Origin of the sequence: Pseudomonas sp. Q1 (assembly GCF_009935975.1) — a bacterium.
In the GTDB taxonomy this organism is placed as follows: domain Bacteria; phylum Pseudomonadota; class Gammaproteobacteria; order Pseudomonadales; family Pseudomonadaceae; genus Aquipseudomonas; species Aquipseudomonas palleroniana.
In genome coordinates this window covers 74499-89178 of record NZ_QODI01000019.1, presented here as the reverse complement: position 1 = coordinate 89178, position 14680 = coordinate 74499, and the positions used below count along the sequence as shown (strand labels likewise).

The 14680-nt window shown below is 60.4% G+C and carries 12 protein-coding genes; 2 read left to right on the top strand and 10 right to left on the bottom strand.

Annotated elements, in window-relative coordinates; genetic code table 11:
• Positions 1 to 8: 8 nt before the first annotated feature.
• The 8 genes from queC to hmpA all read right to left on the bottom strand — a co-directional run bounded on the left by queC (position 9) and on the right by hmpA (position 8355).
• Positions 9 to 707, bottom strand: coding sequence for a 7-cyano-7-deazaguanine synthase QueC (gene queC / locus DK870_RS25560; RefSeq protein ID WP_090368631.1), 699 nt, complete (start codon positions 705 to 707; stop codon positions 9 to 11).
• Positions 708 to 885: 178 nt separating this feature from the next.
• Entirely contained in the window at positions 886 to 1773 is an 888-nt protein-coding gene (gene cyoE / locus DK870_RS25555) for a heme o synthase (RefSeq protein ID WP_060754363.1), read from the bottom strand.
• Positions 1774 to 1784: 11 nt separating this feature from the next.
• Positions 1785 to 2120, bottom strand: coding sequence for a cytochrome o ubiquinol oxidase subunit IV (gene cyoD, locus DK870_RS25550; protein ID WP_060754364.1), 336 nt, complete (start codon positions 2118 to 2120; stop codon positions 1785 to 1787).
• Positions 2120 to 2746 (bottom strand): cytochrome o ubiquinol oxidase subunit III, encoded by a 627-nt coding sequence (locus DK870_RS25545; RefSeq protein ID WP_060754365.1) that lies wholly within the window; start codon positions 2744 to 2746, stop codon positions 2120 to 2122. The genes cyoD and DK870_RS25545 overlap by 1 nt, the downstream gene beginning before the upstream one ends.
• Before the next feature lie 3 nt (positions 2747 to 2749).
• The gene (cyoB, locus tag DK870_RS25540) at positions 2750 to 4768 is read right to left on the bottom strand and encodes a cytochrome o ubiquinol oxidase subunit I (protein ID WP_060754366.1); all 2019 of its coding nucleotides are present in this window, start codon (positions 4766 to 4768) and stop codon (positions 2750 to 2752) included.
• 3 nt (positions 4769 to 4771) lie between these two features.
• Positions 4772 to 5713: a ubiquinol oxidase subunit II gene (cyoA, locus tag DK870_RS25535; protein WP_090368627.1), complete on the bottom strand. Its 942-nt coding sequence runs from the start codon at positions 5711 to 5713 to the stop codon at positions 4772 to 4774.
• Between the two features lie 792 nt (positions 5714 to 6505).
• The gene (locus DK870_RS25530) at positions 6506 to 7012 is read right to left on the bottom strand and encodes a disulfide bond formation protein B (protein WP_060754368.1); all 507 of its coding nucleotides are present in this window, start codon (positions 7010 to 7012) and stop codon (positions 6506 to 6508) included.
• 161 nt (positions 7013 to 7173) lie between these two features.
• Positions 7174 to 8355 (bottom strand): NO-inducible flavohemoprotein, encoded by a 1182-nt coding sequence (gene hmpA, locus DK870_RS25525; protein WP_060754369.1) that lies wholly within the window; start codon positions 8353 to 8355, stop codon positions 7174 to 7176.
• A 147-nt stretch (positions 8356 to 8502) separates the two neighbouring features.
• Here hmpA and norR point away from each other — a divergent pair, with 147 nt between their 5' ends.
• On the top strand, positions 8503 to 10053 hold the full coding sequence (gene norR, locus DK870_RS25520; protein WP_161550046.1) for a nitric oxide reductase transcriptional regulator NorR: 1551 nt from the start codon (positions 8503 to 8505) through the stop codon (positions 10051 to 10053).
• A gap of 129 nt (positions 10054 to 10182) precedes the next feature.
• Here the strand turns inward: norR and DK870_RS25515 are convergent, their stop codons facing one another.
• Positions 10183 to 11082, bottom strand: a complete 900-nt coding sequence (locus tag DK870_RS25515; RefSeq protein WP_090368620.1) for a DMT family transporter — start codon at positions 11080 to 11082, stop codon at positions 10183 to 10185.
• A gap of 136 nt (positions 11083 to 11218) precedes the next feature.
• On the opposite strand from DK870_RS25515, the gene DK870_RS25510 reads away from it, so the two are divergent.
• Positions 11219 to 12094: a helix-turn-helix domain-containing protein gene (locus tag DK870_RS25510; protein WP_161550045.1), complete on the top strand. Its 876-nt coding sequence runs from the start codon at positions 11219 to 11221 to the stop codon at positions 12092 to 12094.
• Here DK870_RS25510 and DK870_RS25505 read toward each other — a convergent pair.
• Entirely contained in the window at positions 12091 to 14586 is a 2496-nt protein-coding gene (locus DK870_RS25505; RefSeq protein WP_161550044.1) for a LuxR C-terminal-related transcriptional regulator, read from the bottom strand. The two genes, DK870_RS25510 and DK870_RS25505, sit on opposite strands and share 4 nt — an antisense overlap.
• Positions 14587 to 14680: the final 94 nt, after the last annotated feature.

Sequence of the window (14680 nt, the reverse complement as noted above, 5' to 3'; positions counted from 1 at the left end):
GGAATTACTTAATTCAGCTGCAACTTCTGCTTCAGGCTCTGCATGACTTCAGCCTTGTTCTGCAGGTAGTCATTCAAGCCCCGTGCACGCAGGTTGCACGCGTCGCAGTTACCGCACCCCGTACCGATGATGCCGTTGTAGCAAGTCAGGGTCTGATGGCGCACCAGCTCCAACTGGTTGTGATAGTCGGCCAGTGCCCAGGTCTCGGCCTTGTTCAGCCACATCAACGGGGTGTCCAGGTGCAGCTTGTATTCCATGCCCAGTTCCAGCGCCTTGTTCAGCGCCTTGACGAACTCGTCGCGGCAATCGGGGTAACCCGAGAAGTCGGTTTCGCAGACGCCGGTAATCACGGTTTCAGCCTTCACCTGGTAGGCGTAGATCGACGCCAGGGTCAGGAACAGAATATTGCGCCCCGGCACAAACGTGCTCGGCAGGCTCTCGCCCGAGCTGTTCACGGTCGGCACTGGGATGTTGTCGCGGGTCAGGCTGCTGATGGCCAGTTCGCCGAGCAAAGACACATCCATCACTTTGTGAACGGTGGCGCCCAACTGCTTCGCAAGCTGCTGGGCGACTTCAATTTCCGCTACATGGCGCTGGCCATAATCGAAGGTAATGCAGTGCACTTCGTCATACCGCGTCAAGGCCTGGATCAGACAGGTCGTCGAATCCTGCCCGCCACTGAACACCACAACGGCTTTTTTACTCATCTCTGCGCTTCCTGCATTTGTAGAATGTGGGTGTAGGAGCGAGCTTGCTCGCGAAAAACGACAACGATAACGCAGCGAGTCCGGTTTGGCACGACGCCCTCAGGTTTTTCGCGGACACGCCAAAATATAAAAAACCCCGCGCTTCTTTCGAAGGCGGGGTTTTTCATTGCTCCAAGACTCAGTGTGCGTAGGTCAGCAACAGCTCTTTCGGTACTTGGAAATCCAGGGACATCATCACGCTCAGCGCGGTGATGGTGAAGATCGAGAACACGAACAGCTTGCGCGCCCAGACGGTGTCATCCACCGCCTTGTAACCGGTCCAGGCCATGTACAACCAGTACATGCCCATGGCGGCCGCAACGGCGAGGTAGCTCATGCCGGCGTAGCCACTGAAGGTCAACATCAAGGTCGCCAGGAGGAAGGCCAGGATGTAGAGCAGGATGTGTTTCTTGGCCACCTGGATGCCACGCTTGACCGGCAGAACCGGAATCGAGGCAGCCAGGTAGTCATTGAAGCGGAAAATCGCGATGGCGTAGGAATGCGGCATCTGCCACAGGCTGAACATCACCAGTAGCGTCAGCGCGGCCATGTCGAAGCTATTGGTCACAGCCACATAACCAATCACCGGCGGCATCGCCCCCGACAGACTGCCCACCAGCGTGCCGTGAACCGACTTGCGCTTGAGGTACAGGCTGTAGAGGCCGACGTAGATGACAAAGCCGATCACGGCAAACAGCGCCGCCAACGGGTTGGCCACCTTGTACAACAGGGCCACACCGGCAACACCCAGGACGGTCGCGTAGACCAGTGCCAGTTTCAGGGAAATAAGCCCCTGCACCAGCACGCGGTTCTTGGTGCGTTCCATCTTGATATCGATGTCACGGTCGATGCAGTTGTTGAAGACACAACCGGAAGCTACCACCAGGGACGTGCCGATCATTGCAGCCAGGAAGATGGCCAGATCGACATGTCCCTTGGAGGCCAGGAAGAAACCGCCCGCCACAGAAAGCACGTTACCGAAAATGATCCCCGGTTTGGTGATTTGGATAAAGTGCTTAAGCGACATCGGGTCTTACCTCACTTCGCCATCATGTAGGTGTGGATGCTGAACATGATCCACAGCGACAGACCAACCAACAGAACGATCACCAGGCCTGCGAACACGAATGCAATCACGTTCTCACGCTGGGCCGCAGAGCGGTCCAGGTGCAGGAAGTACACCAGGTGAACCAGAACCTGAATCACCGCGAACGCCAGGACGATCATCAAGGTGATCGACTTCGGCAAGGTTGGGTACATCACCAGGCCGAACGGGATCAGGGTCAGGATGACCGACAGGATGAAGCCGATAGCGTAAGACTTGACGCTGCCGTGGCTTGCATCGTGGCTGTCATGGGAGTGTGCATTAGCCATTACAGAGTCCCCATCAGGTAGACAACGGTGAATACGCAGATCCAGACCACGTCCAGGAAGTGCCAGAACAGGCTCAGGCAGCTCAGGCGAGTCTTGTTGGTGTTGGTCAGGCCGTGCTTATTGACCTGATACATCATCACCGCCATCCACAGCAGACCTGCCGACACGTGCAGACCGTGGGTACCTACCAGCGTGAAGAACGCGGACAGGAAGCCGGAACGGTGCGGGCCGTAGCCTTCGGAGATCAGCAGGTGGAACTCGTTGATCTCCATGCCGATGAAGCCCAGGCCGAACAGGAAGGTCAGTGCCAACCAGCTCAGTACGCCTTTCTTGTTGCCCTTGTAGAAGGCCAACATGGCGAAGCCGTAAGTGATCGAACTGAACAACAGCAAGGCGGTTTCGCCGAGCACGTAAGGCAGTTCGAAGATGTCGTGGCCCGACGGGCCACCGGCAGTGTTGTTTACCAGTACCGCGTACACCGCGAAGATCGACGCAAACAAGATGCAGTCGGTCATCAGGTAGAGCCAGAAACCGAAAACGGTCATCGGCCCCGAGTCGTGGTGATGGTCATCGTGCCCATGGTCATCGACATGGGCGTGTCCAGCATTGGTCACTAAGTTCGACATGGTTTAAGCCTGTTCCAACGAGGTTTCTACACGGTTGGCCGGAATCTTCTTCTCGGCTACCAGGCGAGCGTGCTGCTCGGCTTCGATGCGCTCGATCGTCTCGACCGGCACCATGTAGCCTTGATCATCACGGGCAGCGTGAATGATGAAGTAACCGATAGTGCCGACCAGGCTCACGATTGCCAGCCACCAGATGTGCCAGATCATCGCGAAACCGAATACGGTCAACAGGCCGCCCATCACCACGCCAGTGGCGGTGTTGCTTGGCATGTGGATCGGTTCGTAGTGCTTAGGCTTCTGGTACGCAGTACCGTTTTCCTTGGCTTCGGTGAACGCATCAATGGTGTTCGCAGTAGGGATCACGGCGAAGTTGTAGAACGGAGGTGGCGACGAGGTCGACCATTCCAGGGTGTGGCCGTTCCATGGGTCACCGGATTCGCACATGTTCTGCTTGCGATCACGCACGCTGACGTACAGCTGGATCAGCTGGCAGGCGATACCCACGGCGATCATTACCGCACCGAACATGGCGACGTACAGGTACGGCACCCACTCAGGGTTGGTAGTGGCGTTCAGACGACGGGTCATGCCCATGAAGCCCAGAGCATAGAGCGGCATGAATGCAACGAAGAAGCCCGAGATCCAGAACCAGAACGCAGCCTTGCCCCAGCCTTCGTGCAGCTTGAAGCCGAACGCTTTCGGGAAGTAGAAGGCGAAACCAGCGATGTAGCCGAATACCGCACCACCGATGATCACGTTGTGGAAGTGAGCGATCACGAACAGGCTGTTGTGCAGTACGAAGTCAGCACCCGGAATGGCCAGCAGTACGCCGGTCATGCCGCCGATGGCGAAGGTCACCATGAAGCCCAGGGTCCACAGAACCTGGCTGGTCATGCGCAGACGACCGTGATAGATGGTGAACAGCCAGTTGAACAGCTTCACCCCCGTCGGGATGGAAATCAGCATCGTTGCCAGGCCGAAGAAGGCGTTGACGCTGGCACCCGAACCCATGGTGAAGAAGTGGTGCAGCCAAACCATGAAGCCCAGGATCGAGATCGCGCCGGAAGCGTAGACCATCGAGTGGTGACCGAACAGGCGCTTGCCGGTAAAGGTCGAGATCACTTCGGAGAAGATACCGAACGCCGGCAGGATCAGGATGTACACCTCAGGGTGACCCCATGCCCAGAACAGGTTCACGTACATCATTGGATTGCCACCAAGTTCGTTGGTGAAAATGTGGAAATCCAGGTAACGGTCAAGCGACAGCAGCGCCATGGTAGCGGCCAGGATCGGGAACGAAGCCACGATCAGGACGTTTGCCCAGGTGCAGGTCCAGGTGAAGATCGGCATGTCCATCAGTTTCATGCCAGGGGCGCGCATTTTCAGGACGGTGGCCAGGAAGTTGACCCCCGTCAGCGTCGTCCCGAGCCCTGAAAGCTGTAGCGCCCAGATGTAGTAGTCCACACCCACGCCCGGACTGTACTGAATGCCCGACAATGGCGGATACGCAACCCAACCGGTCTTGGCGAATTCGCCGACGCCCAGGGAAACGTTGATCAGCACCACGCCGGAAACCAGCAGCCAGAAGCTCAGGGAGTTCAGGAACGGGTAGGCAACGTCACGCGCACCGATCTGCAGCGGCAAGGCAAGGTTCATCAAGCCGGTGAAGAATGGCATCGCCATGAAGATGATCATGATCACACCGTGAGCGGTGAAGATCTGGTCATAGTGTTCAGGTGGCAGGTAGCCAGGCGAACCCTCGGTGGCCATGGCCAACTGGGTACGCATCATGATGGCGTCGGCAAAACCACGCAGCAGCATGACCATGGCAACGATGACGTACATGACGCCGATTTTCTTGTGGTCGACCGAAGTCAGCCATTCGGTCCACAGGTAGGACCACTTCTTGAAGTACGTGATACCTGCAACCAGTGCCAGACCACCCAGCGCGATCATGGCGATGGTCACCATCACGATCGGCTCGTGGAACGGGACCGCATCCCAACTTAATTTACCAAACATCGTTTACTCCTCTGCCCCAGCAGTTGAATGCGAGCCCGTGTCAGCACCTTCAACCACGGCCACTTCTTTCTTCTCGTGCTTGACCGGCTTGCCTGGCTTCATACCTTCGTACTTGTCGACGATTTTCTGAAACAGGTTCGGCTCATACGCGGAGTACAGAGCGACTGGGTTGTTCTGGCTTGGTTTGGCCAGGGCGTCGTATTCAGCTTGATCAAGCTGTTTAGGTGCGGCCTTGACTTCGGCTACCCAGGCGTTGAAATCTTCCTGGCTCGTCGAGATCGCTTTGAATTTCATGCCGGTGAAGCCAGCACCGCTGTAGTTGGCGGAGATGCCTTCCATTTCAGCTTTCTGGTTGGCGATCAGGTGCAGCTTGGTCTGCATGCCTGCCATCGCGTAGATCTGACCGCCCAGGGCTGGGATGAAGAACGAGTTCATCACGGCGTCGGAGGTGATCTTGAAGTTAACCGGGGTGTGCTCCGGGAATACGATCTTGTTGACGGTGGCGATACCCAGGTCCGGGTAGATGAACAGCCACTTCCAGTCCAGCGCGACCACTTCGATGTTGATCGGCTTGGCGTCGGATTCCAGCGGACGGTATGGGTCCAGTGCGTGGGTGGACTTGTAGGTCACATAACCCAGGGCAATGATGATGAGGATCGGGACCAGCCACACCGCGATTTCGATCTTGGTGGAGTGCGACCACTTCGGCGCGTAGGTGGCGCTGGTGTTCGACGCGCGGTATTTCCAGGCGAAGGCGAAGGTCATGATGATCACAGGAACCACGACCAGCAGCATCAGCAGGGTGGCGGTGATGATCAGGTTTCGTTCATCCAGACCGACCTGTCCTTTTGGGTCGAGCAAGGTCCACTTGCAGCCTCCCAGCATTAACAACATGCCAAGCAGCGGCAAAAAGCCTAGTAATCGGGGGTACCTGTTTTTACTCATCTCACGACCTCTAAAGCAGCTTGCGCAATGCAGTTGGGTTTTGATCGCCAACACTTCACCCTGCCAAGGGTTGGCATTTCTCTTCGATTGAATAAGAGCCTGCCCATCACGTCATATATGTACGTTTCACGGACCTGCAGTGAGTTCTTATTCGATTTCGTGGTTAAAGGCCTTGTTACAGACCAATTCCATTTGGTGCGGATAGTTGAAAGGCTGCCGGAACCTGGGGTCGCACAGAGCCTTCCATCTGCTCCTCGACCGCTCCAATGCTCAAATATTGAACAGCACCGGACATTCAGTGCGGGCGATTGTAGTTAGCTAGCGATGTATAAACCATGTCTTATAAAGAAATAATTTTTATCGATTACAGCAATAATCCTTCACCATTCTTGCAACGGTTCGCGATCTTATCGCGTTCGATTCTCAACAAAAACCACAAAAATTGCCGTGTTATTGGGCAAAGGGCCACATCCCTTACAGCCTGTAAGGGCATGCCAAACGCGAGCAAGTGCCCATAAAACAAGGCATTCGCAGACTGCTCCGGCACTGGAACACTGCACGCTTTGCGCGGTCTTACACGCCACGAATTGACAGCACAATTTGCGCGTTTGGCGCAAATTTAATGGCCTGTGGCACGGCTCGGAAACGTCCTGCGACAGCCTCCGTGTGACAACATGTCGCACACTGCGCGCACCTGAAATTGCTCCTTGTCACGGCAGTTTCACAAAATCCCTACAAAGCAAAACGCCCCGGCCTTCCTTCAAGAAGGACCGGGGCGTTTTCGTCAGCGACTCAGTGGTTGCGTTGACGGTTACGGTAAATGCCCAGAGGCACCAGGATCACCGTCAGCACGAACGCCACCAGTGCCCATTGCGCCAGGGACAGGCCGAGGATCGGCGGGTACGGCGTGCTGCAAAAGCCATCGACCTGGAAACCCAGCGGGAACACCTTGGCCAGCGGCAGTTCATCGACAATCGGCTGCAATACATCCACACCGCAGCTGACCTCGGGGAACAACTGGGTGTACACATGATGCCCCGCGGCGGCGACGCCACCCAGCGCACTGAGTACGACCAACCCTTCGAAGAACGTGAGCGCGCCCTTGGTACGCATGGCTGCACCGATGAACGCGAACACCGCGATCAACAGCAAGGCATAGCGTTGCAGGATGCACAGCGGGCACGGCGCCTCGCCCAGCACCACTTGCATGTACAGCGCCCCGCCGATCAGCGCCAGGCAGATGATGCCCAGCAACACCAGAAAGCGTCGCTCCCTGCCTAAACGCAATTCGTCACTCATCCCCGTTTCCCTTTGTCGTTGTGCCAATGGCCGCAAGTTTACACACAGGGAGTGGTTTAAACAGACAAGGGTTAACAGCAGATTAATCTGGGCAAATAGAGATCCAAATGTGGGAGGGGCTTGCCCCCTCCCACACATTGAACAGCGTTGTTCCCGCGAAATTACTCCAGCGCCGCCGCCGGGCCGAAGAATTCATAGCGGCTTTGCTTCTCCGGCACACCCAATGCCTTGAGGTGACGCTTGATCGCCGCCATGAAACCTTTAGGCCCCAGGAAGTAGGCATCCACATCACGCTGCTCAGGCAACCACGCCGCCAGTTGCTCGCGGGTCAGCATGCCGACTTTGTCCGCCGCCGCGCTCACGCCGTCATCCTCGGCATAGCAGTAAAAGCGCTTGAGCTGGGGATGTTGGGCAGCCAGGCCATCCACCCAGTCGCGAAACGCATGCACCCCGCCGTTACGCGCACAGTGAATAAAATGCACCGGCCGCGCTGTCGCCAGGGCCGCTTCGAGCATCGGCAAGGTCGGTGTGATACCCACCCCGCCGCTGATCAGCACCAGCGGCTTGTCGCTGGCCGCCAGGGTGAACTCACCCGCCGGCGGGAACAGCTCGATAGTCGCGCCGACGTGCATCTGGTCATGCAGGTAATTGGAGACCCGCCCATTGGCTTCACGCTTGACGCTGATACGGTACAGGCCCTTATCGGTCAGGGCCGACAGGGAATAGTTGCGGCGCACTTCCTCGCCGTCGAGCAACAGCTTCATGCCGATGTATTGCCCAGGTGCGGCCGCCAGGATCGGGCCGTTATCCGCCGGGGCGAAATAGAAGGAGCTGATCTCATCGCTCTCCTCCACCCGTTTGACCAGGATAAACGGCCGCGCACCGCGCCAGCCGCCCGGGGCCTGGGCTTTCTCGTCGTAGATGGCGGCTTCGGCGCCGATCAGGATGTCCGCCAACTGGCCATAAGCCGCCCCCCAGGCACTGAGCACTTCAGGGGTGGCGATCTCGCTGCCCAGCACCTCGGCGATGGCGCGCAGCAAGCAGCCACCGACGATCGGGTAGTGTTCCGGCAGAATCTGCAAGGCCACATGCTTGTTGATGATCTTCGCCACCAGGTCGCCCAGTTGGTCCAACTGGTCGATATGCCGTGCGTACATCAACACGCCGTTGGCCAAAGCCCGAGGTTGGTCGCCGCTGGCTTGGTGGGCCTGGTTGAACAATGGGCGAACCTGCGGGTATTCGCTGAGCATCATGCGATAGAAATGCGTAATCAGGGCTTCGCCGCCGCTTTCCAGCAGGGGCACAGTGGATTTCACGATGGCACGGTCTTGGGCACTAAGCATGGCTGACTCCTGGGTCTTCTTACTGATTACCCTTACCTACTCAGCATTCGTGCCAACTTTTTATTGGTTATTTTTCAATGAGTTAAATATTTTGTAGTCAGTATGACCTCCTACAACTTATAGTCATAAGGACTACAAGGAGTCATTATGACTGCGCAATCGTTGCTCACGACCCTGCTGCCTCTGGTCGCCGACTTGTCCCGCGAGCTGCCTGAGGGCGAGCGCTACCGCCGCTTGCTACAAGCCATGCGCGCCCTGCTGCCGTGCGATGCCGCCGCGTTGCTGCGCCTGGACGGCGAATGGCTGGTGCCCTTGGCGGTCGACGGCTTGAGCCCCGATACCCTCGGGCGGCGTTTCAAGGTCAGCGAACACCCGCGCTTTGCCGTGCTGTTGAGCAGCCCCGGCCCGACCCGCTTCGACAGCGACAGCGAACTGCCCGACCCTTACGACGGCCTGGTCGATGGCGTGCATGGGCATCTGCAAGTGCACGACTGCATGGGATGCCCGCTGTTTGTCGACGATCACCCCTGGGGCCTGCTGACCCTCGACGCCCTGGATACCGAGCGCTTCGAGCGCGTCGAACTGGATGCCCTGCAAGCCTTCGCCAGCCTCGCGGCCGCCACCGTCAACGTCGCCGCACGTATCGAACACCTGGCCCTGCGTGCCGAAGATGAGCACCAGCGCGCCGAGATTTATCGTCAGGCCAGCGGCCAGCAGCACAAGGAAATGATCGGCCAGAGCAAGGCCCACAGGCGCCTGGAGGAGGAAATCAAGCTGGTGGGCAGCAGCGACCTGACCGTGCTGATCACCGGCGAAACCGGGGTGGGCAAGGAGTTGGTCGCGCAAGCCCTCCACGCTGCCTCGCAGCGCGCCGAAAAACCGCTGATCAGCCTCAACTGCGCGGCACTGCCGGAGACCCTGGTGGAGAGCGAACTGTTCGGCCATGTGCGCGGTGCCTTCACCGGCGCGTTGAACGAGCGCCGGGGCAAGTTCGAGCTGGCCAATGGCGGCACCTTGTTTCTGGACGAAGTGGGCGAATTGTCGCTGAGCGTACAAGCCAAACTGCTGCGCGTACTGCAGAGCGGCCAGTTGCAGCGCCTGGGCTCGGACAAAGAGCACCAGGTGGATGTGCGCCTGATCGCCGCCACCAACCGCGACCTGGCCGAAGAAGTGCGCAATGGCCGTTACCGCGCCGACTTCTACCACCGCCTGAGCGTGTACCCGCTACAAGTGCCGGCGTTGCGCGAGCGTGGCCGCGATGTGCTGCTGTTGGCGGGGTTCTTCCTGGAGCAGAACCGCTCGCGCATGGGCCTGGGCAGCCTGCGCCTGAGCAGCGACGCGCAGGCGGCGCTGTTGGCCTACAACTGGCCGGGCAATGTACGCGAGCTGGAGCATTTGATCGGACGCAGCGCCCTGAAGGCCCTGGGCAACTGTCGCGAACGCCCGAAGATCCTGAGCCTGAGTGCCCAGGACCTGGACTTGCCCGACATCAGCACGCCACCTGAGGTCGAAACGCCACCCGCAACGGCCCCCACGGTGACTGGCGACCTGCGCCAGGCCACCGAGCATTATCAGCGCCAGCTGATCAGCGCCTGCCTGGAGCGCCACCAGCACAACTGGGCCGGCGCCGCCCGCGAACTGGGCCTGGACCGCGCCAACCTGGGCCGCCTGGCCAAACGCCTGGGCCTCAAACCGTAGTGAGCGGGCTTGCCCCGCGCTGGGGGGCGAAGCCGCCCCAACAAAGACGCCGCGGTATTTCAGGAGGACCGAGGTGCCTGGGTTTGGGGCGGCTGCGCCCCCCAGCGCGGGGCAAGCCCGCTCACTACTTCAAGCAGTGGCGCGCGCTGGAGTCAATGTCGGCTTGGGCTTTCTGAATACCAGCACATTGCCCAACATCACCAACACCAACCCCATCAGCGCCGGCGCGGTCCATTGATAGCCCTCGGCAAACGCCGACACGTTCAGCGCCACCACCGGGAACAGCACCGTGCAATACGCCGCGCGCTCCGGCCCCATGCGGCCGACTAGCGTGAGGTAGGCGGTAAAGCCGATCACCGAACCTGGAATCACCAGGTACCCCAGCGCGCCGATGTAACGCGCACTCCAATCCATATCGAATGGGATACCGCGCACGGCACAGTAGGTCGCCAGCATCGCCGAGCCATACGCCATGCCCCAGGCATTGGTGGTCAACGGCTTGAGCCCGGCCTTTTGCTGCAGGCTCGACAACATATTGCCCGCCGAAAAACACATCGTGCCGAGCAACGCCAGGCCCAGGCCGAGCAAGGTCTGCGGGCTGGCGGTATGCCCGACCAGCTCCGGCCAGAACAGCAGGCCCAGGCCCAGCAACCCAAGCGCGCCGCCCATCAATACGTTACGCGCGACCCGTTGGCCGAAGAACACCCGGGCATTCAAGGCGTTCCACAGCGTGGCCGTGGAAAACACCACCGCCACCAACCCGCTGGGAATCCACTGGCTGGCGGTGAGAAAACACATGAAGTTGACGCAGAACAGGCACACCCCCTGGGCCAGGCAAATCAGGTGCCCGCGCCGGTTCATCACCTGCAGCTTGCGGCTGAGCAGCAACAGCGCGAACAACACCAACGCCGCCAGGCCGAAGCGATAGACGATCGACACCGGAATCGCCACTACGCCCAACTGCCATTTGAGGGCGATCCAGGTAGTGCCCCAGATCAGCACCGTGAGTAAATACAGGAAAAGGTTCATAGCGGGCTCCGTCGATTGAGCCACAGTGTCGCCGCCTCCCTGGCAACTGCGCTTGCACATTCTTGCGCTTTTGTCGGGCGGTGGGATCACAGCGCCGACCACCCGGAGTAGGATGCAAGGCGTCGGAGAACACGCCATGCCAACCCTGGAATCGCTGCAGGTCTTTCAGTCCCTTAACCGCTCGCCCAACGCACGCCTGGAAGCCTGCGCCGAGCTCGGTGACGGTTTGTCCGCGGCCTTGTGGAGCAACCACCACGATGCCCAGGATTACCAGGCGCCCGACCATCACACCCTGTCTTGCTACATAGGCGGCGGCACCGGCACGTTCCGGCGTGACCAGCCGGGCACCAAGGGCGGGCCGGACAAGCTGTGCATCCTGCCCGCCGAGCATCAGTCGGCCTGGGTGATCAACGGCGAAATTCGCCTGGCCCATGTGTATTTCAGCGCGGAGCAATTTGCCCTGGGCTGCGTCACCTTGCTTGACCGTGAGCCACGCACGCTGCAACTGCGCGAAAGCACCTTTCTGGAAGATGCCGCCCAGGCCCGCCGCTTTCACCGCTTGATCGCCCTTAACTGGCATGAACCCGGCGAACGCCTGCTGACCAGCAGCCTGGCCCATGAAATGCTCAGCCACACCCTGCTCAGCCAGGTTGGCGCACGCGACGGGCTGCGGTTGAAAGGCGGGCTGGCGGCCCATCAGCGCCGGTTGTTGATCGAGTACATCGACCAGCATCTGCAAGACCCGATCAGCCTGGGCCAGCTGGCCGGGCTGTGTGCGCTGTCGGAATACCATTTTGCGCGGATGTTCCGCCAGAGTTTCGGCCTGCCGCCCCATCAGTATCTCTTGGCGCGACGCCTGGCGCGTGCGCAAGCTTTTCTGCGCGGCGGCGGGTTGCCCTTGGGTGAGATCGCCTGGATGTGCGGCTTCTCCAGCGCCAGCCACTTCACCCATCGTTTTCGCCAGGCCCTGGGCGCCACGCCCGGTGAATACCGCCAGGCCTTGCGCAGCTAGGCCATCAAGCCCAAGGTCTTGGCCTTGGCCACCGCTTGGGTTCGTCGCTCCACGCCCAGTTTGCTATGGATACGCCGGGCATGGGTCTTGACGGTGTGCAGGGAAATAAACAGTCGGTCGGCGATTTCCAGGTTGGAGTTGCCCAGGGCGATCAACTGCAACACTTCCAGCTCACGCTGACTCAGGGGGTTATCCGCCGCGCCCGCTGGTGACACTGGCGCCTCCAGGCCCAATTCGCTCAACAGCCCAGGCGAGCGCAAACGCAGCTCGCGCAGCGCCTGCTGCACCTGGCAACGCTGCGCCAGGGCCTGCCCGATTTGCAGCGCATGGCGGGCCAGCGCCGGGTCGCCCAACTGCCAGGCCACTTCACCCAGTACCAGGTGCAACTCGGTTTCCAGGCACAGCATGCCGCGCTGGCGAGTGGTCTCGAGCAGCGCATTGAGGCGTGCGATGGGGTGATCGGCGCACCCCAGCTTGACCTCGGCCAGCACCAGCAGGTACTCCAGGCGCGGCACCAGTTCCAGGGTGGCCGGCGGCGCCTGGCGCGCCTGGGGGCCACGAAAGTGACGCAATACCCGACGCACCGCCTCTACCGTCAGTTCGGCACGCCCCTGCTGCAACCAGAAATGCCCGCTGACCAACAACAGCACGGCGCGGTAGACCGTGTCCGGCACATGGCGTTGCTGCATCAGCCGTTCTGCGTCACGCAACTGGATAAAGGCCTGGGCGTAATCGCCATGGTTGGCCGCCAGCAACGCCAAGCCGAGAAATCCATACAGCACGCGCTTGTCGTGGCTGTGCAGGCACAGGTTCAACCCTTCGGTGAAACACTCGGTCGCCAGCACGTCATGCCCTTGGCGCAACGCCAGGTGCCCACGTCGCAGGGCGATACGCCCGGCCAGTGGCCCGGCCTTGAGCCGCTGGCGAACCAGCATGGCCTGTACCGTCTCCAGCAGGCTCTGGGCCCGATAGGGCGCACCGCGCTGCTCCAGCAATTGAGCGTGGTCCAGCTCAAGCAGGGCCTCCAGGATCAGCGAGCCATGGGCACGGGCCAGGCACAGGGCTTCACGATTCAAGGCTTGAGCCACGTCCAGTTCGCCGCGCAGCAAGGCTTGCTGGGTCAGGCCCGACAGGCACATCAGGCGTGAGGTCCAAGCGCTGTCGGGCAAGGCTTGCAGGGCTTCCAGAAAATGCCCGCGGGAGCGCTCGGCATCGCCGCCCAAATGCAACAGCCAGCCCCATTGGGCCTGCCAGCGGGCCAGCAAATGGCACTGTTGCGCCGCCGTCGGCTGCGGCGTAAACCGTGCGAGTTGGTCGATACACACGCCTGCTTGTTCAAAGCGGCCGGCAAACAGCAAGGCAGCCGTCATCAGCCCGACCCGTTGCGCCGAGCCCAACAGCAATTCATCCCCGTGCTGCTCATGCAGGCGCAACAACAGCACGGCGTTTTCCCCGCGGAACAAATCCTCGAAACTGAAATGCTGCAACAGGCTCACCGCCACTTCGTACTCTTCGGCCTGCAGCGCCTGTTCAAAGGCGGCTTGCCAGTCGCTTTCTGCGCTGAACCACTGGCAGGCGCGTCGATGCCAGGAGCGCTTGGCCGGCCAGGGCGTCTCACGCAGCAGTCGCGCCAAAGGCGGAAATACCTGCAGCCAGTCCGGGGTGTCTTCCCAGGGCTGGATAAACGCACCGAGGGCCTGCAACTCGCGCAGGTAGCGGTCACCGTCACCGAAGCCGAACAGGTGCTCACACAACCCCGGATTGAAGCGTGGCATGTGGGCCAGCACGCGCCAGGCTTCGGCCAATTCAGCAGGCAGGGTGCTGAATAGCTCATGTTGCAGGTAGTCGAGCAAGGTCTTGTCGGGATGACCGTCGCCAAGCAAGGCGATGCGCACCCCAGCGCACCATCCGCCACTGAACTGCATCACACGCTCGAGGGTAGGCCCGGCGCCGAGCAATCGCTGGATTTCCGCTGGGCTGAACAGCAGCTCGTGGCACTCCCACAGTTCATCGTCGAGCAGCAGGCGTGGCCAGTTGCACGCTGGGCGCCGCCGTACGCCCAGCCACCAAGTGAGTGCCGGGCTGGCGGCGCTGAGCAGGCGGTCAAGCAAGGCGTCCAGTTCGGGCGCGGGCACACGGCAAAAATCGTCGAGGAACACCCAACCCGGCGGCTGCCAGCGGCCAAGGTCGAGCAACAAGGTAGCTTCGTCGCTAAAGGGCAGGCCCAGGTTCTGCGCCAACCGCCGGCAGAACTCCAAGGGTGTGAGCGCGGCGCCATTGAGGGGCAGCCAATAGACCTGGCAGCCTGCCGGCGCCTGCAAGGCACACTCGGCCAGCAGCGCACTTTTGCCGCTGCCACCGGGCGCGCACAGCAGCTTCACCCGGGCCGACGCGGCCAGCAACGGCTCGGCCAGGCGTGGTCGCAACAGATGATGGGCGGACAGCCGGGGCATGAATCCAGGACGGTCCAGGCAGCGTGTCATGGCAGTCATTGCTGCATCCTGCTTTTTTATTGTTATGCGATCTGGGGCCTACCCTAGTCCTGTGGTGAGGGGTTATTGAAGAAGTATTCAGCACACTGATTGA

Bases quoted from the DNA above. Each gene is read 5' to 3' on its own strand.
- cyoA (WP_090368627.1), bottom strand. From the start codon at position 5,713: ATGAGTAAAAACAGGTACCCCCGATTACTAGGCTTTTTGCCGCTGCTT.
- DK870_RS25530 (WP_060754368.1), bottom strand. From the start codon at position 7,012: ATGAGTGACGAATTGCGTTTAGGCAGGGAGCGACGCTTTCTGGTGTTG.
- queC (WP_090368631.1), bottom strand. From the start codon at position 707: ATGAGTAAAAAAGCCGTTGTGGTGTTCAGTGGCGGGCAGGATTCGACG.
- DK870_RS25545 (WP_060754365.1), bottom strand. From the start codon at position 2,746: ATGTCGAACTTAGTGACCAATGCTGGACACGCCCATGTCGATGACCAT.
- DK870_RS25505 (WP_161550044.1), bottom strand. From the start codon at position 14,586: ATGACTGCCATGACACGCTGCCTGGACCGTCCTGGATTCATGCCCCGG.
- norR (WP_161550046.1), top strand. From the start codon at position 8,503: ATGACTGCGCAATCGTTGCTCACGACCCTGCTGCCTCTGGTCGCCGAC.
- DK870_RS25510 (WP_161550045.1), top strand. From the start codon at position 11,219: ATGCCAACCCTGGAATCGCTGCAGGTCTTTCAGTCCCTTAACCGCTCG.
- cyoD (WP_060754364.1), bottom strand. From the start codon at position 2,120: ATGGCTAATGCACACTCCCATGACAGCCACGATGCAAGCCACGGCAGC.
- cyoB (WP_060754366.1), bottom strand. From the start codon at position 4,768: ATGTTTGGTAAATTAAGTTGGGATGCGGTCCCGTTCCACGAGCCGATC.
- DK870_RS25515 (WP_090368620.1), bottom strand. From the start codon at position 11,082: ATGAACCTTTTCCTGTATTTACTCACGGTGCTGATCTGGGGCACTACC.
- hmpA (WP_060754369.1), bottom strand. From the start codon at position 8,355: ATGCTTAGTGCCCAAGACCGTGCCATCGTGAAATCCACTGTGCCCCTG.
- cyoE (WP_060754363.1), bottom strand. From the start codon at position 1,773: ATGTCGCTTAAGCACTTTATCCAAATCACCAAACCGGGGATCATTTTC.